Source organism: Arthrobacter sp. NPDC089319 (assembly GCF_040684925.1).
Taxonomy (GTDB): Bacteria; Actinomycetota; Actinomycetes; order Actinomycetales; family Micrococcaceae; genus Crystallibacter.
Genome location: NZ_JBFBGZ010000004.1, coordinates 150,882 through 169,542 on the forward strand (window position 1 = coordinate 150,882; position 18,661 = coordinate 169,542).

The 18,661-nt window shown below is 67.2% G+C and carries 14 protein-coding genes; 12 read left to right on the plus strand and 2 right to left on the minus strand.

From position 1 onward, the window contains the following. The first annotated feature begins 74 nt into the window (after positions 1 to 74). The 7 genes from mihF (at position 75) to AB0N75_RS07565 (ending at position 8,341) form a co-directional block, all read left to right on the plus strand. Positions 75 to 392, plus strand: coding sequence for an integration host factor, actinobacterial type (gene mihF, locus AB0N75_RS07535; RefSeq protein ID WP_364647375.1), 318 nt, complete (start codon positions 75 to 77; stop codon positions 390 to 392). A gap of 12 nt (positions 393 to 404) precedes the next feature. Continuing rightward, a complete protein-coding gene (gene gmk / locus AB0N75_RS07540; protein ID WP_364647378.1) occupies positions 405 to 977 on the plus strand; it encodes a guanylate kinase in 573 nt (190 codons plus the stop codon). A 43-nt stretch (positions 978 to 1,020) separates the two neighbouring features. Next, entirely contained in the window at positions 1,021 to 1,284 is a 264-nt protein-coding gene (gene rpoZ / locus AB0N75_RS07545) for a DNA-directed RNA polymerase subunit omega (RefSeq protein ID WP_127512652.1), read from the plus strand. A 30-nt stretch (positions 1,285 to 1,314) separates the two neighbouring features. Further along, a complete protein-coding gene (locus tag AB0N75_RS07550; protein WP_364647381.1) occupies positions 1,315 to 2,598 on the plus strand; it encodes a bifunctional phosphopantothenoylcysteine decarboxylase/phosphopantothenate synthase in 1,284 nt (427 codons plus the stop codon). 118 nt (positions 2,599 to 2,716) lie between these two features. Further along, the gene (gene metK / locus AB0N75_RS07555) at positions 2,717 to 3,928 is read left to right on the plus strand and encodes a methionine adenosyltransferase (RefSeq protein WP_364647384.1); all 1,212 of its coding nucleotides are present in this window, start codon (positions 2,717 to 2,719) and stop codon (positions 3,926 to 3,928) included. Between the two features lie 5 nt (positions 3,929 to 3,933). Further along, the gene (locus AB0N75_RS07560) at positions 3,934 to 6,252 is read left to right on the plus strand and encodes a primosomal protein N' (protein WP_364647387.1); all 2,319 of its coding nucleotides are present in this window, start codon (positions 3,934 to 3,936) and stop codon (positions 6,250 to 6,252) included. Between the two features lie 103 nt (positions 6,253 to 6,355). Then, positions 6,356 to 8,341, plus strand: coding sequence for a DUF222 domain-containing protein (locus AB0N75_RS07565; protein ID WP_364647390.1), 1,986 nt, complete (start codon positions 6,356 to 6,358; stop codon positions 8,339 to 8,341). A gap of 156 nt (positions 8,342 to 8,497) precedes the next feature. Here AB0N75_RS07565 and AB0N75_RS07570 read toward each other — a convergent pair whose 3' ends face one another. Together AB0N75_RS07570 and AB0N75_RS07575 are read right to left on the minus strand one after the other, a co-directional pair. After that, complete coding sequence (locus tag AB0N75_RS07570) at positions 8,498 to 9,580, minus strand: glycosyltransferase family 1 protein (RefSeq protein WP_364647393.1); 1,083 nt, start codon at positions 9,578 to 9,580, stop codon at positions 8,498 to 8,500. Then, entirely contained in the window at positions 9,577 to 10,455 is an 879-nt protein-coding gene (locus AB0N75_RS07575; protein WP_364647396.1) for an alpha/beta hydrolase, read from the minus strand. Before AB0N75_RS07575 ends, AB0N75_RS07570 begins: the two co-directional genes overlap by 4 nt. Positions 10,456 to 10,700: 245 nt before the next feature. On the opposite strand from AB0N75_RS07575, the gene glpK reads away from it, so the two are divergent. From glpK to AB0N75_RS07600, 5 genes are all read left to right on the plus strand, one after another. Then, positions 10,701 to 12,215, plus strand: coding sequence for a glycerol kinase GlpK (glpK, locus tag AB0N75_RS07580; protein ID WP_364647399.1), 1,515 nt, complete (start codon positions 10,701 to 10,703; stop codon positions 12,213 to 12,215). A 165-nt stretch (positions 12,216 to 12,380) separates the two neighbouring features. Then, positions 12,381 to 14,870, plus strand: a complete 2,490-nt coding sequence (leuS, locus tag AB0N75_RS07585; protein ID WP_364647402.1) for a leucine--tRNA ligase — start codon at positions 12,381 to 12,383, stop codon at positions 14,868 to 14,870. A gap of 19 nt (positions 14,871 to 14,889) precedes the next feature. After that, on the plus strand, positions 14,890 to 15,834 hold the full coding sequence (locus tag AB0N75_RS07590) for a DegV family protein (RefSeq protein ID WP_364647405.1): 945 nt from the start codon (positions 14,890 to 14,892) through the stop codon (positions 15,832 to 15,834). Between the two features lie 63 nt (positions 15,835 to 15,897). Next, positions 15,898 to 16,854 (plus strand): TIGR03885 family FMN-dependent LLM class oxidoreductase, encoded by a 957-nt coding sequence (locus AB0N75_RS07595; RefSeq protein ID WP_364647408.1) that lies wholly within the window; start codon positions 15,898 to 15,900, stop codon positions 16,852 to 16,854. A 43-nt stretch (positions 16,855 to 16,897) separates the two neighbouring features. Next, positions 16,898 to 18,586, plus strand: coding sequence for an alpha-amylase family protein (locus AB0N75_RS07600; protein ID WP_364647411.1), 1,689 nt, complete (start codon positions 16,898 to 16,900; stop codon positions 18,584 to 18,586). Positions 18,587 to 18,661 lie beyond the last annotated feature (75 nt).

Below are 18,661 nucleotides of genomic sequence, written 5' to 3' on the forward strand. Positions count from 1 at the left end.
TGGTAAGTTCAGTTCATGCCCAAAAGTGCCCGCCGGGCCGGCTTGTCCGACGGGCCGGATTGTCTGGAGGAGCTGTGGGTCTTCGACCGTTGACGGAGAGCGAACGCACTGCCGCCCGCCTGAAGGCCACGGCAGCCCGGGCTGACCGCGCGGAAATCAAGGCCAAGGTGAAGTCCGGTGCCATGACCATCGCGGAGGTGATCGAGGCCGCCGGGTCGATGGAATCGATCGGCCGCCTGCGGGTCGCCGAGCTGCTCGAATCGTTGCCGGGCATCGGAGAAGTCCGCGCCGCCGCCATTATGGATACGGTCGGCATCGCCCGCAGCCGCCGGCTTCGCGGCCTCGGCATCCACCAGCGCCGTGCACTGATTGACCACTTGGAGTCCCAGTAACAGATGGAAGATATGTCCGACAAACCCCGCCTTACCGTTCTCGCCGGCCCCACCGCCGTCGGCAAGGGCACCGTTTCCACCTATATCCGTGACAACTACCCCGAAGTCTGGCTCTCCGTCTCCGCCACCACCCGTGAACCGCGCCCCGGTGAACAGGACGGTGTCCACTATTTCTTTGTCGGCGCCGAAGAGTTCGACCGGCTGGTGGCCACCGGCGACATGCTGGAGTGGGCCGTGGTCCATGGGCGGAACCGCTACGGCACGCTGCGCCGCACGGTGGAGGACGCCATGGCAGACGGGAAGTCCGTGCTGTTGGAGATTGATCTGCAGGGTGCACGGCAAGTCAAGGAGTCCATGCCGGAGGCCACCTTCGTGTTCCTGGCCCCGCCCAGCTGGGACGAAATGGTCCGCCGGCTAGTGGGCCGCGGCACCGAAACAGCCGAGGAACAGCAGCAACGGCTGGAAACCGCTAAACTAGAACTTGCTGCCGAGCCCGAGTTCGATTTCACCGTCGTTAACGACGATGTCCAGCGGGCGGCAGACGAGCTCGTTTCACTGATGGGACTTCTTCCGCACCCGCGCTGAGCAGGTCTTGGAAGAATTGTCCCGGAACAAAATTGGAGATTTTGTGTCGACCAACCTCGAAGGCATCATCAACCCGCCGATCGACTCCCTGCTGGAAGCAGCGGATTCGAAGTATGCGCTGGTGATTTACGGTGCCAAGCGTGCCCGCCAGATCAACGCCTACTACTCGCAGCTGCACGAAGGCCTGTTCGAGTACGTTGGCCCGCTGGTGGATACCAAGCTGAACGAGAAGCCGCTGTCCATCGCGCTGCGCGAAATCAACGAGGGCCTGCTGGTCAGCAAGCCCGTGGAAACGGTCGCAGAGTAACCTTCTACAGCGTCTAACACCGGGGCAGGCATGCGGATCATTCTGGGCGTAGGCGGCGGCATCGCCGCCTACAAATCGGCATCCCTGCTTCGGCTGTTTAAGGAAGCCGGCCACCAGGTCACCGTGATTCCCACCGACGCCGCCGAGAAGTTCGTTGGCCGCGCCACCTGGGAGGCTCTCTCCGGCAACCCGGTCAGCAACAGCGTCTTCGACGACGTGGATTCGGTGAATCACGTGCGGCTCGGTCAGGAGGCCGACCTGGTGGTGGTTTGCCCCGCCACCGCGGACCTTCTGGCCCGTGCCGCCGCCGGCCTGGCCGGAGACCTGCTGACCAACACGCTGCTGGTGGCCACCGCGCCGGTGGTCTTCGTGCCGGCCATGCACACCGAAATGTGGCAGCATCCGGCCACCGTGGCGAATGTGGCCACACTGCGCGGCCGCGGCAGCACTGTGATGGACCCGGCCGTCGGGCGCCTGACCGGCAAGGACACCGGCCCCGGCCGGCTGCCCGAACCGGCGGACATCTACGATTTCATCACCGGTGGCCTCGCCGACGGAAGCCTGCAACAGCGTCCGACGGCGGTGCCTGAGCCGGCGGCGCCAGGCGCCTCCCTGCCGGGAGCCGTTGCTTCGGAACCGGGCCCGCTGGCCGGCAAACGGGTGCTGATCACCGCCGGTGGTACCCGCGAGCCGCTGGACCCCGTGCGTTTCCTCGGCAACCGGTCCTCCGGCAAACAGGGCGTCGCGCTGGCCCGTGCCGCAGCGGCCGCCGGTGCCGAGGTGGAACTGATCGTCGCGCACATCGACGTTGCCATCCCCGACGGGATCAAGTCCAGCTCAGTGGAAACGGCCCTTGACCTGCGCGAGGCGACGCTCGAAGCAGCGGCGCGCGCCGACGTCGTGATCATGGCCGCGGCAGTGGCTGATTTTCGGCCGGCCGAAGTGACCGAGAGCAAGATCAAGAAGCGTGACGACACCGCGGATCCGATCATCACGCTGGTGCGCAACCCGGACATCCTGGTGGAGGTCGTGCAGCAGCGCGGCACCGACGGCACGCCGCTGGTTGTCGGCTTCGCCGCGGAGACCGGCGACGACCGCGGGAACGTGCTGGACTACGCGCGCAGCAAGCTCGAACGCAAGGGCTGCGACCTGCTGGTCCTCAACCGCGTGGGCCGCGACCTGGTGTTTGGCCAGGACGATACCGAGATCACCGTGCTGGCCCGGAGCGGAGCCGAACCGCAGTCGCACCGCGGCAGCAAGGACAGCGCCGCCGCCACGGTGATTCAGCGCATCGTCGCCGAACTCGCCGGCTGAACGTCTGCCGGTGCCGGCTCCGGCCTCCGTGCCCCATATGTCCCCCTGTTTCGCTTCATGACCGGCGCCTCGGCGTAGTGTTGCCGGTTCCGTGCCGGTCCCCGCCAGCAAGTAAGGTATGTCTGTGACTTCTTCTGACAGCAATCTGCGGCTCTTCACGTCCGAATCCGTGACTGAAGGCCATCCGGATAAGATCTGCGACCAGATTTCCGACGCCATCCTCGACGCCCTGCTGCGCGTGGATCCCGAATCCAGGGTGGCCGTGGAAACGCTGACCACGACCGGCCTGGTGCATGTGGCCGGCGAGGTCACCACCCAGGGCTACGTGGAAATTCCGCAGATTGTCAGGGAGACCATCCTTGAGATCGGTTACAACTCCTCGGACAAGGGCTTCGACGGGGCGCGCTGCGGCGTCTCCGTCTCCATCGGCCAGCAGTCGCCGGAGATCGCCTCGGGTGTCTTCAACTCTTACGAGGTCCGCGAGGGCACCGGACATGACGAGCGGGACGCTCAGGGCGCCGGCGACCAGGGCATCATGTTCGGCTATGCCAGCGACGAGACCGAAGTGCTGATGCCCGCCCCGATCTGGCTGGCGCACCGGCTGTCCGAGCGGTTGACCGAGGTGCGTAAGGACGGGACCCTGCCGTACCTGCGCCCGGACGGCAAGACTCAGGTGACTGTCGGCTACGACGGCGACAAGCCCATCTCCGTGAACTCCGTGGTCATCTCCAGCCAGCACGAGGCAGGCGTGGACCTTGGCCACCTGCGTGCCGATCTGGCCTCGCACGTGATCGAGCCCGTGCTCGCGGCCAGTTCGCTGGACTCCACAGACGTTCGCTACATCTTGAACCCCGGCGGCGACTTTGTGATCGGCGGACCGGTGGGCGACGCCGGACTGACCGGACGCAAGATCATTGTGGACACCTACGGCGGCATGGCCCGCCACGGCGGCGGCGCGTTCTCGGGCAAGGATCCGTCGAAGGTTGACCGCTCGGCGGCCTACGCCATGCGCTGGGTAGCCAAGAACGTGGTGGCTGCCGGCCTGGCGCGCCGGGCAGAGATCCAGATCGCCTATGCCATTGGCATGGCCCGCCCGGTGGGCATCTACGTGGAGACCTTCGGCACCGAGACGGTGGATCCGGCGCGGATTGGCCAGGCCATCAACGAGGTGTTCGACCTGCGTCCGCTGGGCATCATCAGCGACCTGCAGCTCAAGCGGCCCATCTACAAGCAGACCGCAGCGCACGGCCACTTCGGCCGCGAAATTCCGGACTTCACCTGGGAGCGGACCGACCGCGCCGACGCACTGCGCAGCTACTTCAACGCCTGAGCCCGATGGGCTCTGATCCGCACCAGCTGAGCCTGCTGCAGGGCTTTGGGGCGCCGAAGAAGGCTCCCGGCACGTCGCCGGCGGCAGCCAACAACCCGGTGGCACAGGTGCTGATCGAAACGTCGCTGCCGCATCTCGACCGCATCTTCGATTACCTGGTGCCCGAAACTCTCGACGCCGAGGCCGTTCCCGGCGCCCGGGTCAAGGCCCGTTTCGGCGGCCAGGAGATGAGCGGCTTCATCACCCGCAGGACCTCCGACGCGCCGGAAGGCGTCAAGCTGGCCCCCCTGGCCAAGGTGGTGTCCGCGCAGCCGGTGCTGACCGACGAGCTGCTCCAGTTGGCGACCGCCGTGGCGGAGCGCTACGCCGGAAACGTCAGCGACGTGCTGCGCGCCGCCATCCCGGCCCGCGTCGCGAAAGTGGACAAGGAGTTCGCCGCCCGGGAAGCGGAGTCCGCGGCTGAAGATGCGCCGTTAGCCGATGGTGCAACAGCCTCAGCGAATTCGGATCCGGACGCCTCCACCCTTCATGCCGCCGAGCCCCAGCCCCAGCCCGCCGACGGCGCCGGACCCCAACCGCAGCCTGCCGACGGCGCCGGACCCCAACCGCAGCCTGCCGACGGCGCCGGACCCCAACCGAAGCCTGCCGACGGCGCCGGTCTGACCGAGCCGCCACCGGGTGCCGCCGAGGCCTATGCCGGTTACGAGGGAGCCGGGGATTTCCTGGCCCAGTTGGCCGCGGGTGCGGCGCCGCGGGCTGTCTTGGCCAGCCACAAGTCCTACGGCCCGGCTTCCTGGGCCGCCCAAGTCGCCCACGCGGTCGCCAGCGTTCGGCAGAGCGGGCGCGGCGCCGTCGTCGTGGTTCCCGACGCGAAGGACCTAGCCAGTCTGGAAGCAGAGCTGCAGCAGGTGCTGGGAGCGGATAAGTACGTCCGGCTGACCGCCGAGGACGGTCCCACACCGCGCTACCGGAACTACCTGCGGCTGCTGCACGGCGAGGTTTCCGTGGCGGTCGGCACGCGATCGGCGGCTTATGCGCCGGTGCGGGATCTTGGTCTGGTTGCCCTATGGGAAGACGGCGATGACCTCCTCCTCGAGCAGCGGTCGCCTTATCAGCACGCCCGCGAAGTGCTGCTGCTGCGGACGGCGCAGAGCGGCTGCGCGGCCCTGTTCGCCGCTGTTTCGCGGAGCGGCGAGGCTGAGCGGCTGGTCGAGAGTGGCTGGGCGGCGGCGCTCACGCCCTCCCGGCCCTTCCTGCGGCAGGCGACGCCACGCATCCTCAACACCGCGGACTCGTTCCAACAGGAACGCGACCCGATGCTGCGGCACGCGCGGTTGCCGCACGCCGCGTGGCGGGCGGCCCAGGAAGGGCTGGAACGCGGCCCCGTGCTGGTGCAGGTGGCGCGGACCGGTTTCTCGCCGGCGCTGTCCTGCCAAGACTGCCGCACGCCGGCCAGATGCACCGACTGTAATGGTCCATTGGCGCAATCGGGCCGCACCGCCACTCCTGCCTGCCGTTGGTGCGGTCGGCTCGCCACCAATTACGCCTGCCCCGAATGCGGGTCGCACCGGCTTCGCGCCTCGGTTGCGGGTGCCCTGAGGACGGCCGAGGAACTCGGGCGCGCCTTCCCCGGCGCCACAGTGGTGTCCTCGTCGGGGGACCACATCAAATCCGTGGTGGAGTCGAAGAAGGCCCTGGTGGTTGCCACCCCGGGGGCCGAGCCGGTGGCGCCCGAAGGCTACGCTGCGGCCCTCCTACTGGACGGAAACGCCATGCTCACCAGAGAGTCCCTGCGGACGCCGGAAGACGTGCTGCGCCGATGGTTTCGTGCTGCCTCCTTGGTGAAACCTTCTTCCGAGGGTGGGCTGGTGGTGGTCACCGCCGACCTGGCGACTGTGGTGGCCCCGTTGGTCCGCTGGGACCCCGCGGGCGCGGCGGCCAGGGAAATGCAGCTGCGGCGCGAGCTCCAGTTGCCACCGGCGGTTCGGATTGCCGCTCTGACTGGAAAGGCGTCCGGGATTGAAGCCTTCATGGCCGACTTTGAACTCGGCGGCAGCCTGCGCAGCGTCGGCCCGGTTGAGCTGCCGTCGCGTGAGACTCCGGCGCGTGAGCCTCAAACACGTGGTCCCCAGGCGGGTGGTCCCCAGCTGCGTGGTCCCCAGCTGCGGCCGGGGGAGACCAGCGAGCACCGCCTGCTGCTGTTCTTCAGCTACCAGGACGGGCCGGCAGTGACTGCGGCGCTGCGCCACCGCAAGGCGGCACTGGCCGCCAAACGGGTACCCGATCCGGTGCAGGTGCGCTGCGACGGTGTCGACTTGCTCTGAGGATGCAGCGCATTGTTCCGGATTCCGACAACTCCCTCCTCTCGAAACTAAGAACTACTTTCTACCTATTGTGTTCGAATTCACATACTAGTAAAATAAGAGCATGGCATCCGCACCACTCGAACCCGATGAGCCGGACACCTCCGGCCGAGGCTGTGTGCCATTCGATCCACGGGTGCCGGACATCTCCGGCCAGGGGAAGGCGCCGTTAGAGCCTCAGGTGCCAGACGCCTTCAAGCGGTCGCTAGCTGATCTGTCGCAGACTGAACCTGCCAGCGGCGCTGTATGCCGGGCGCCGATGGTGGGGCAGGGGCGCCGTTTTGGCGTGGTTCAGGAATTTGATGGCGACGGGATACCGGTTGATCCGGATCCGGGCTGGGTCTCGGGTCGGTGGGATGATTCTCCCGCAGCGGAGGCCTACTGGGCGGAACTGGAGGCGTCCTTAGACGTCTCGCTTGACGACCCGTGCGTGGACCCGCTGAACGGGTTGCTGCCGAGGGAGTTCTTCGACGACGAATCCTGTGTCCGGCCCGCTGGCGCGGATCTGCCTGAACAGACCGGCTTCCGTGATTCGGCTGGTTCGCCTGTTTCGGCTGGCGGTGCCGGTCTTCCCTCCGGTGCGGCGGCCGACGCCGGCACGGGCGGGACGGGTGCCGGGTTGCGGTTGTCCGGCCGGGAGTTGCTGGACGAAGTGGCCCGGCAGGAGCCTGCCCTCATGGTTTACGAGGAAGCCGCGTGCGCGCTGGTCCAGACCGGGCGGGTGCTAGCGTGGCTGGAAGCGCACAAGTTCAGCCTGCTCAACACCCTGTACCAGCAGGCGCTGGACGGGCAGGAAGATGCCTGGGCCACCCCGTACGAACCGGAAGGGCGCCGTCCGAACGGCCATGACGCCGAGTCCTCGGTGGTGGACGAAGCCGCCCGCGCGCTGCGGCTTGCGCGGAGGACGGCCCAAGAGAAGCTCGCGCTGGCCCTCAAGCTGCACGGCACCTTCCGGAACACGCTGGCCGCGCTGTCTGCCGGTGACACCAGCGCCGGGATCGCCGAAGCTTTGGTCGACCAGGCCGGTTCGCTGCCCGAAGACGCCCGCGCCGGGTTCGAAGCCGTGATGCTGCCGGCCGCGACCGAAGACGCGATGACACGGTCCAAGTTCGCCGCGCGCGCCAGGACTCGGCGCGAACGGGAACACCCCGAATCGCTCTCCGTCCGCCACGCCAACGCACGCCGGGACCGGCGGATCGAACTGCACCCGGACGAGGACGGCATGGCCTGGCTGAACGCGTGCCTGCCGGCTGAGGAAGCGGTCGCGGCGTTCAACCGGATCCAGTCCACAGCCGTTGCGTTGCAGGGTGCCGAGGAGTCACGCACGCTCACCCAGTTGCGGGCGGATGTCCTCGCCGACCTGCTGCTGACTGGCGTGTCACCGGGACCGCGGATGGGCAGGCCGGAACCGAGGATCGCCTCGCATGCTGACATCACCGTACCGGTGCTGACGCTGCTAGGGCTTGGTGAGGAGCCAGCCGAGCTTGAGGGGTATGGTCCCATCGCACCAGAGGTGGCCCGCCGGTTGGTCGGCGACGCAACGTCCTTCACCCGGATTCTGACCGATCCAATCAACGGTGCGGTCCTCGCACTCGACCGCAAACAGTACCGGCCCACTAAGGCACAGCGCCGTTTCCTGCGCACTCGGGATCGGACCTGCCGGGCACCTGGCTGCAACCGGGCCGCCGAACACTGCGAAATCGATCATGTCCACGCCTATTCGAAGGGCGGGAAGACTGATGTCGACTGCATGTGTTGCTTCTGCAAGGTTCACCATGCCCTGAAGACAGCTGGCTATGCGAAGGTGGGCCAGCCGCTCCCGGGCACCATCGACTGGACCACCGCGGCGGGGATCACCTACTCCACCACGGCTGAACCGTTGGCGGTCACACCGCCGGGGGAGCTGGCCGATATCCTCGAACGCCGTGAAATCAGCGAGCTCAACACCAAGCTCAAGGTTGCGTGGCGCAAGCACCAAGCCGCGCACCCGCCCACACCGCATGTCACCCACAACGGAATCGCCACGGACCTCACACCGCCACCGTTCTGAGCGTCCAAATCTGAGCGTGCGAACGTTGGGCTCGCGACGCGAAAAACCGGTAGTGGACGGATATGCCGCCTGGCGGGCCACCCGTAGCCTGATACCGCAAGCTGAGTCACAGGTCCGGCCGGCCAAGCTGCCGATCAGAAGACCGGGCCAATGGCTCTACCGCTCCCGGCGCCGGCGCTCCATGACTTCCTCGGCGGCAGCCACCAGTTGCTTGGCCGATTCGTCCCAGTCGTAGGCGGCGGCTCGCGCGATGCTGGCTTCGGAGGCGGCGCGGAAGGCGCCGGGTTGGTCCAATGCTGCCACGGCATGGGCGAAGTCAGCCGCTTGGTCCGGATCGACCAGCGTGACCGCGCCGCCGCCTACTTCGCGGAAGATGGGGATGTCACTGGCGATCACCGGGGTGCCGGCAGCCATGGCCTCGATCAGCGGCAGGCCGAAGCCTTCGTCCCGGGAGAGGGTGACCAGCGCGGTGGTGCGCTGCAGCAGTTGCTGGTAACCGGCGTCGGAAATTCCGTTGTGGAAGACCAAACGGCGCGAATCCGCTGCACGGGACTCCAGTTCAGCCTGCCGCTCCGGGCGGATAGGGCTGAGCAGGTGGAGCTGATAGTCCGGCAGCAAAGCCATGCCGTCGATAATGGTTTCCACGTTCTTGTATGGCATGAACGAGCCCATGTAGAGCAGGGTCTTGTCGCGGCCGCCGGCGGGATCCCGCGGCGCGCCGTGCGGCTGCGCGGCGTTGGAGACAATCCGGATGGGTTTGCGGGTGAGCCGGTGCCGCTCCATCAGCGACTGAGTCGTGTGGCTGATCGTAGCCACGGTGTCGGCACGGTTCAGCATCAGGCGCTGCGGCCAATAGGCCTTGTGGTAGAGCCGCCAGAGCAACTGCACCGGCTTGGGCAGGAATCCGGGAGGCTTGGGATGCGAGTAGTAGATCAGGTCGTGCAGCGTCAGGATGAGCCCGTAGTCGCGGCCAAAGCTGCCCATGGTCTGCATGGGACAGACCACGACGTCGGCGCCCAGCTTGTTCACGCGGCGTGCCACAAAGAGCTCGGCGGGGGAGAGCGGACTGTTGATCTTGGTCCACGGCACATCCGGCAAAAACTGCAGCTGGCGCTCGTCGTTGATCAGCATGCCCACGTCGGCCAGCCGGGCGGTGGCTTCGATCAGGCTCGCGCCGTAGCGGCTGATGCCGTCCAGTTGGTCGGTGCGGGTGAACCGGGCGTCAATCAGGAGTTTCATGCACTCATTCCGTCGATGAAGTCCCGGATGTACGCGGCGGCCGGGGCCGGGGTTTCGTAGTGGATCAAATGCCCGACGGCGGGAATCACTTCCAGCCGGGCGTCCGGGATCGCGGCGGCGAGCTTGCGCTGGCTGGGCACGGAGCCGATGTCGTCGCGTTCCCCGGCTATCAGGAGCACCGGGAGGTCCAGCCGTCCGGCCACCTGGGCGACGTCGGCGGAGATGGATGCCCGGAACGCTTCCAAGACCACACTTCGGTTCGCGAAGGCGCTGAAGTAGGCATCGTGCTGGGCGTGGATGTAGGTGCGCAGCTGTGGGTCCCGGGTCTTGGCCATCATGATGCTCATCGCGCGGACAATCACCCGGTTGCGCAACAGCCCAAAGCCCAGCCGTTCGGGCAGTTTGGCGCCGGCCCAATAGTAAAAGCCGGCGAGCCGGGAGGCGATCGCTTTGGGCCCCTGCAGTGCGGGTTCGCTGATCGGGTTGACCAGGATGACGGCCCGAAAGCTGTCCGGGTGCGCCGCCAGATAGTGGCTGACCACGATTGACCCGAAGGAGTGCCCCAGGATGTAGGTCTGCGGGCCCAGTTCCAGCGCGCCGGCCAGGCTGTGCAGGAAGCGGGCGTAGCCCTCGACGTCGTGGCTGCCGGAGGCCAGCGGTTCGGATTCGCCGAAGCCGGGCAGGTCAGGGGCGATCACGCGGTATCCGGGCAGTTGGTCAACCACCAGTTCCAGCCCATGGTGGTCGCCGCGGAAGCCGTGGATCATCAGGAGGGTGGGCGCGCCGTCGTCGTGGCCGGGGTACTCCCAATAACGCACGCGGGCTCCGTCGAGCAGCATCTCGCGCCGGAGTGCGCGTCCAGCCACGGTGGTCACGACTGGCTTCCTGCAGATTCCATGCCTTCGACTTTACCGATACGACGGCGCGGCAATGCGCAGCCCGGCTACGTCGGCGCGTGGGAACGCCAGGAGTGCGCGCGGCAATGCGCAGCCCGGCTACGTCGGCGCGTGGGAACGGTAGGAGTGCGCGCGGCAATGCGCAATTGACGCTGCCGTGCGCGGCCGGTTAGGTTCAACAGCAGCCGGGCACAGTTGCCCGGACGAATCGTGGAGGGGCTTAGATGGCGGAGTTCGTGCTGGCGATCGACCAGGGCACCACCTCCACGCGCGCGATCATTTTCGACCACAGCGGAACGCCGGTCTCCACCGGACAGCGGGAACACCGGCAGATTTTCCCGCAGCCGGGCTGGGTGGAACACGATCCGCTGGAGATCTGGGACAACACCCGCGAAGTGGTGGGCTCGGCGCTTTCCCGGGCCAGCCTGACCCGGCACGATATCGCCGCCGTCGGCATCACCAATCAGCGCGAAACCACGGTGGTGTGGGAAAAGAGCACGGGCAAGCCGGTGTACAACGCCATTGTCTGGCAGGACGTGCGCACGCAGCAGATCTGCGATGAACTTGCGGCTGACGGCGGGGCCGACCGCTTCCGCGAGCAGACCGGCCTGCCGCTGGCGCCCTACTTCGCCGGCACCAAACTGGCGTGGATCCTGCGTCATGTCGACGGCGCCCGCGAGCGGGCCGAGGCGGGCGAGTTGCTGTTCGGTACAACGGACAGTTGGGTGCTGTGGAACCTGACCGGCGGGCCGGACGGCGGCACGCACGCCACCGACGTCACCAACGCTTCGCGCACCCTGTTCATGGACCTGCGCACGCTGCAGTGGGACGAGGAAATCCTGGACGTCTTTGGCATCCCGAAGGCGATGCTGCCGCAGATCCGCTCGTCCTCCGAGGTGTATGCGGACGTGCACGGATCGCAGTTGCTGCGCCATGTTCCGGTGGCGGGCATCCTCGGCGATCAGCAGGCCGCCACGTTCGGGCAGGCCGCGTTCAAGCCCGGCGAGGCGAAGAACACGTACGGCACCGGGTGCTTCGTGCTGGTCAACACGGGCGGGGAAATTGTTAGGTCCTCGCACGGACTGCTGACCAGCGTCGGGTACCAGCTGGGAACATCCGCGCCGCAATATGTGCTGGAGGGGTCCATCGCCGTCGCCGGCTCCTTGATCCAGTGGTTGCGGGACAACCTCGGCATGGTTTCCTCCGCGCAGGAGGCCGAGCAGTTGGCGGGCACCGTGAAAGATACCGGCGGCTGCTACTTTGTGCCCGCGTTCTCCGGACTTTTCGCGCCCTACTGGCGGCAGGATGCCCGCGGCGCACTGGTGGGCTTGACCCGGTTTGTCACCAAGGCGCACATAGCCCGCGCGGCGCTGGAAGCCACGGCGTTCCAGACCCGGGAGGTGCTGGATGCCATCAACGCCGATGCCGCGGTGCCGCTGACAGCTCTTAAGGTCGACGGCGGGATGGTCGCCAATGACGCCCTGATGCAGTTCCAGGCGGACATCCTTGGTGTGCCGGTGATGCGGCCGCGGGTCACCGAGACCACGGCCCTGGGCGCAGCCTATGCCGCGGGCCTCGCCGTCGGGTTCTGGGAAGGCACGGAACAGCTGGCCGGGAACTGGGCGCAGGACAAGGTGTGGGAGCCGCAGATGCCCGCTGAGGAGCGGGAGCGCAGGCTGCGTTTGTGGAAGAAGGCGGTCACCCGGACCTTCGACTGGATCGACGACGATGTGCGGTGATCGTACGGTAAAGTGGTGCCATGTTCGCACTGCTCCTTAGCTAGCCGCTGCCGCGGGTTCCCAAACCCTGCTTCAGCGGCCCGCCCCTCCGATGATGAGGGGCTTTTGTGTGTCTAGGGGAGTCAGGCCAGTGCGCAGTACAGACAAGAGGACGAGGCAAGCACAGTGAGTACGCAGCCGGGTACGGAACAGCACGAGTACAGTTTCTCCGCCATGGAGGCCAAATGGCCGGCCGTGTGGGAGGACCTTGATGTCTTCGCACCCGCCGACGACGGGTCGCGCGAGCGCCGCTACGTGCTGGACATGTTCCCGTACCCCTCGGGCGACCTGCACATGGGCCATGCCGAGGCCTTCGCCATGGGCGATGTGGTGGCCCGCTACTGGCGGCTGAAGGGCTACGACGTCCTGCACCCGATCGGCTGGGACTCCTTCGGCCTGCCGGCCGAGAACGCCGCGATCAAGCGCAATGCCCACCCCAGCGAGTGGACCTACGCCAACATCGATACGCAGGCGGCCTCCTTCAAGCGCTACGCGATCAGCGCCGACTGGTCCCGCCGGCTGCACACCTCGGATCCCGGGTACTACCGCTGGACCCAGTGGCTGTTCCTGCGGTTCTACGAGCGAGGCCTGGCCTACCGCAAGAATTCACCGGTCAACTGGTGCCCGAAGGACCTGACCGTGCTGGCCAACGAACAGGTGGTCAACGGCGCGTGTGAGCGTTGCGGCACGCCGGTGACAAAAAAGAGCCTCAACCAGTGGTACTTCAAGATCACCGAGTATGCGGACCGCCTGCTGGACGACATGGACGAGCTCAAGGGCCATTGGCCGGAGCGCGTGCTGGCCATGCAGCGCAATTGGATCGGCCGTTCCGAAGGCGCGCACGTCCGGTTCACCGTCGAGGGAGCCGCCGGGCGCGCCGACAAGGACGTCACCGTCTTCACCACCCGGCCGGACACGCTGCACGGTGCCACCTTCTTCGTGGTGGCCGCCGATGCCCATCTGGCCCTGGACCTGGTCACGCCGGAGCAGCACGACGCGCTGATGGACTACCGCGAAAAGATCAAGGCGCTCTCCGACATCGAGCGCCAGTCCACCGAACGCGAGAAGACCGGCGTCTTTCTGGGCCGCTATGCGGTCAACCCGCTGAACGGTGAAAAGCTGCCGGTCTGGGCCGCGGACTACGTGCTGGCCGACTACGGCACCGGCGCCATCATGGCCGTCCCGGCGCACGACCAGCGCGACCTGGACTTCGCCAAGACCTTCGACCTGCCGGTGCGCGCCGTCGTCGATACCGGTGAAGAGGACCCGGCCGTGACCGGCGTCGCCACCAGCGGCGAAGGCAAGTTGATCAACTCCGGCGAGCTGGACGGCCTGTCCAAGACGGAAGCCATCGCCCGCGCCATCGAGCTGGTGGAGGCCGCCGGCACCGGCGAGAAGACCGTGAACTTCCGGCTGCGTGACTGGCTGCTGTCCCGCCAGCGATTCTGGGGCGCGCCGATCCCGATCGTCCACTGCGATGAGTGCGGCGAGGTGCCCGTCCCCGACGAGCAGCTGCCGGTGCGGCTGCCCGACGACCTGCGCGGCGAGGCACTCTCGCCCAAGGGCACGTCCCCGCTGGCCGCGGCCGCGGACTGGGTCAATACGGACTGCCCGAACTGCGGCAAGGCTGCGCGCCGCGACACGGACACCATGGATACCTTCGTGGACTCGTCCTGGTACTACCTGCGTTTCGCTTCCCCCGACTACACCGAGGGCCCGTTCGAAAAGGAAGCCACGGCGCGCTGGCTGCCGGTGGACCAGTACGTGGGCGGCGTGGAGCACGCCATCCTGCACCTGCTCTACAGCCGGTTCTTCACCAAGGTGCTCAAGGACATGGGCATGATCGATTTCGACGAGCCGTTCCGTGCGCTGCTGAACCAGGGCCAGGTGCTCAACGGCGGCAAGGCGATGAGCAAGTCGCTGGGCAACGGTGTGGACCTGAGCGAGCAGCTGGACAAGTTCGGCGTGGACGCGGTTCGCCTGACCATGATCTTTGCCTCGCCGCCCGAAGACGACGTGGACTGGGCCGACGTCTCGCCGTCCGGCTCCGCCAAGTTCCTGGCCCGTGCCTGGCGGCTGGGCCAGGACGTCGCGTCGGCGCCGGGCACCGAGTACGACGGCGGCGACCGCGCCCTGCGCTCGGTCATCCACCGCACGGTTGCCGACGCGGCGGACCTGCTGGACGCCGGCAAGTTCAACGTGGTTATCGCCAAGCTGATGGAGCTGGTCAATGCCACCCGCAAGGCCATCGACGCCGGTCCCGGCGCGGCCGATCCGGCCGTGCGGGAAGCCACCGAGGCGGTGGCCATCATCCTGAGCCTGTTCGCCCCCTACACCGCGGAAGACCTGTGGGCCCAGCTGGGCCACGAACCGTCCGTGGTGAAGGCCGACTGGCCCGCCGTGGACGAGTCCCTGCTGGTGCAGGACACGGTCACCGCCGTGGTGCAGGTGGCCGGCAAGGTCCGCGACCGGCTGGAGGTGGCGGCTGACGTCAGCGAGGACGAACTGGAGAAGCTCGCGCTGGCCTCACCCCAGGTCATCCGCACCCTCGAAGGCCGCGAAGTGCGCAAGGTGATTGTCCGCGCACCGAAGCTGGTCAACATCGTTCCGGCCTGACCGGACAGGCTGGTAGCCCATGAATTGGCTCGAGCAACTGGTGCAGCGGTCCAAGCGGCTGCTGCAGCAGCCGCCTGCCCGGCCGGGCCAGCCGCGGCATCGCGTCGCCGTCGTCACTGATTCGGCGGCGTCGCTGCCCGCGGACTGGGTCAACCAGCCGGACACCGCAGACTGGCTGCGGGTGGTGCCGATGCCGGTGATGATCTCCGGCCAGATTTACGGGGAAGGGGTCGACGACGTCGCTTCAGCCTTGGCGGTCGGCCTCGCCGAGGGGCGCGACATCAAGACCTCGCGCCCGTCGCCGGGGCTTTTGGAGCGGACCTACCGTGAGCTCGAGGAACTGGGCTTCGAGGCTATCGTCTCCATCCACCTCTCGGCCGAGCTGTCCGGCACCATCGAGGCCGCGGGCCTGGCCGCCGACGGCGTTGGCATCCCGGTGGAAGTGGTGGACACACGCAGCGCCGCGCTGGGCCAGGGGTTCGCCGTCATCGACGCGGTGATCGCGGCGCAGAGCGGCTTTGACCGGCAAACCGTGGCAGAGCGTGCCAAGGCAGCCGCCGTCTGCTCCGACGTCTACTTCTACGTGCCCAGTTTGGACCAGTTGCGCCGCGGCGGCCGGATTTCCGCTGCCTCCGGCGTGCTGGGTTCGCTGCTGTCCATCAAGCCGCTGCTCGGCATCCGTGACGGTGCGATCATCCCGCTGGAAAAGGTGCGCACCGCCGCGCGCGCCCAAGCCAGGTTGCAGCAACTGGTGGTGCGCCGGATCGAGGAACTCGACTACGAACCACGGGTCTCAGTGCACTACTTCGGCAACGAATCCGAAAGCCGGGCGCTGGCGGAAACCCTGCAGCAGCACCTCAGCGACGACGTGCTGGTCACCCCGGTGCCGTCGGTCCTGGCCGCGCACACCGGACTCGGCGTCATCGCCGTGGTGGTCGGCCCGCCGACGCCGCACTTGGGCTGAACGGTCTCCTCCGGGCCTCCCCATCCCTCGACAACCCGTGCTGGGCACGGTAAGGATGGAGGGGTGCCTGTCATCGGATTCCATGCATCCCACGAACAGATCTCGCCCGCCCAGCTGCTGCAGGATGTGAAACTTGCGGAGGAAGCGGGTTTCGATGCCGCCATGTGCTCGGATCACATCGAGCCGTGGTCCGCGCGTCAGGGACATTCCGGCTTCGCCTGGTCCTGGCTCGGTGCGGCGTTGGCCACCACTACGATGCGTTTCGGCGTCGTCACCGCACCCGGCCAGCGCTACCATCCGGCAATTATCGCGCATGCCGCCGCCACCCTGGCCGTCATGTTTCCGGGGCGGTTCTGGATGGCGCCGGGCAGCGGCGAGAACTCCAACGAGCACATCACGGGCGATGCCTGGCCCTCGAAGGACGTGCGTCAGCAGCGGCTGGAGGAGTCGGTGGAGGTGATCCGACGGCTGCACGACGGCGAGGAGGTCACCCACCGAGGACTGGTCACCGTGGAGCACGCCCGGATTTGGGAGGTACCGGAGCCGAAGCCGGAACTGATCGCCCCCGCCATCAGCGTGGAGACCGCCCGCCGCGCGGCGCATTGGGCGGACGGACTGATCACGGTCAACCAAGCGCCGGTACAGCTCAGGAAGGTCCTCGCCGGCTACCGGGACAATGGCGGCCGTGGGAAGGCCGCGCTGCAGGTACACCTCTCCTGGGCACCGACGGAGGAGGCCGCCGTCGGCATCGGTTTGGACCAGTGGCGCTCCAACACGTTCGCCCCGCACGTAGCGGCGGATCTGGCCACGGCCAGCCACTTCGACGCCGTGAGCGAGCACGTCGGCGAGGACCAGTTGCGCAAGGCGGTCAATGTCACGGCCAGTACGGGCCAGCATGCGGAGTGGCTGCAGGAGTACCTGGACCTGGGTTTCGACGAGCTGTACCTGCACTTCGTGGGCCAAGAGCAGCGGCCCTTCATCGAGACGTTCGGCGGCGAGGTCCTGCCGAAGCTGCGCTGACAGCCTGCCCTGGACCGTCCGGACGCATAGCGAGGAGAAGCCAGTGAGGATTACCGACACCTCCGACCTGTGGTGGAAGACAGCCGTTGTCTACTGCTTGGATGTGGAGACGTACTTCGATTCCGACGGCGACGGCGTGGGAGACTTTGCCGGTCTGGCCCAGCGCGTGGACTACCTGGCTGAACTGGGCGTCACCTGCATCTGGCTGATGCCCTTCTACCCCACGCCCGAGCGGGACGACGGCTACGACGTCATGGACTTCTACGGCGTGGACGGGAGGCTGGGGGACCACGGGGACCTGGTGGAGTTCCTCCGCACCGCCCGGGACCGCGGCATGCGGGTCATCGCGGACCTGGTGGTCAACCACACCTCGGACCAGCATCCATGGTTCCAGTCCGCGCGCCAGTCCAAGGACAGTCCCTACCGGGACTACTACGTGTGGCGCTCCGATCCGCCGCCGGACACCTCCAGGGAGGTTGTCTTCCCGGACCAGGAGCAGTCCATCTGGACCAAGGACAAGCCCACGGGGGAATGGTACCTGCACCGCTTCTACAGGCATCAGCCGGACCTGAACGTGACCAATCCGGAGGTCAGGGACCACATCGCCAAGGCCATGGGCTTCTGGTTGGAGCTGGGGCTTGACGGCTTCCGCGTGGACGCCGTGCCGTTCTTCCTGGAAACCATGGGGCAGGACGCGTCCGGGCTGCCGGATCCGCACGAGTTCCTGCGGGACCTGCGCCGTTACCTGAGCCGCCGCCGCGGCGGCGGAATCCTGCTGGGCGAGGTCAACCTTCCGTACAAGGATCAGCTGACCTTCTTCGGCGGCAGCGACGGCGACGAACTCAACGTGATGTTCGACTTCATCGCCATGCAGAGGATGTACCTTTCGCTCGCCCGGCAGGACGCCGGTCCGCTGGCGCAGGCCCTGACGGGCAGGCCCGCCATCAATCCGGACAACCAGTGGGCCACCTTCGTGCGCAACCACGACGAGCTGACGCTGGACAAACTCACCGATGAGGAGCGCCAAGAGGTCTTCGCGGCCTTCGGGCCCGAGGAAGAGATGCAGCTCTATGGCCGCGGACTCAAGCGCCGACTGCCCCCGATGCTGGGCGGGGATCCGCGCCAAATCCGGCTGGTGTACTCGCTCCTGTTTTCCCTGCCCGGCACCCCGGTGCTGTACTACGGCGAGGAAATCGGGATGGGGGAGAACCTGGAAGAGGAAGGCCGACTGGCCGTCCGCACTCCCATGCAATGGACTAACGGTCCGAACGCGGGCTTTTCCACGGCTGAGTCCGGACAACTGGTCTCGCCGGTGGTGGACGGGGGCTTCGGCCCGCAGTTCGTCAATGCGGCCCAGGCCAAACGGGATCCGGATTCGCTGTGGAACTTCATGGCCACGCTGATCAAGCGCTACCGCGAGTGCCCGGAGCTGGGCTGGGGACACTTCGAGATCCTCAAGCAGCCGGAGAAATCTGTGCTGGCCCACCGCTGCATCTGGGAGGAGTCCAGCATGGTCCTGCTGCACAACCTCTCGCCCGATCCGGTCACTGTAGAGCTGGACCTGGCCACGGAGGACCGGCCCGCGGAAGCGCTCCAGGAAGTGCTGCTGCTTGACCTGCTGGGCGATGCGGACGTGAAAATCGCCGAGGACGGCACGTGCACCCTGCCCCTCGAGGGGTTCGGCTACAAGTGGCTGCGCCTGCAGTGTCCCGAGGACCGACGGCTGCCGTAGTCCTGCGCGAAGGGGCGACGGCGGCTTCCAGCCTCTTGGATTCTCCGAGCCTGTTGTACGTCTTTTCCTCCACAG

Coding starts and splice junctions, on each gene's coding strand:
- gmk (WP_364647378.1), top strand. CDS start 405: ATGTCCGACAAACCCCGCCTTACCGTTCTCGCCGGCCCCACCGCCGTC.
- AB0N75_RS07550 (WP_364647381.1), top strand. CDS start 1,315: ATGCGGATCATTCTGGGCGTAGGCGGCGGCATCGCCGCCTACAAATCG.
- metK (WP_364647384.1), top strand. CDS start 2,717: ATGTCTGTGACTTCTTCTGACAGCAATCTGCGGCTCTTCACGTCCGAA.
- AB0N75_RS07560 (WP_364647387.1), top strand. CDS start 3,934: ATGGGCTCTGATCCGCACCAGCTGAGCCTGCTGCAGGGCTTTGGGGCG.
- AB0N75_RS07565 (WP_364647390.1), top strand. CDS start 6,356: ATGGCATCCGCACCACTCGAACCCGATGAGCCGGACACCTCCGGCCGA.
- AB0N75_RS07570 (WP_364647393.1), bottom strand. CDS start 9,580: ATGAAACTCCTGATTGACGCCCGGTTCACCCGCACCGACCAACTGGAC.
- glpK (WP_364647399.1), top strand. CDS start 10,701: ATGGCGGAGTTCGTGCTGGCGATCGACCAGGGCACCACCTCCACGCGC.
- AB0N75_RS07590 (WP_364647405.1), top strand. CDS start 14,890: ATGAATTGGCTCGAGCAACTGGTGCAGCGGTCCAAGCGGCTGCTGCAG.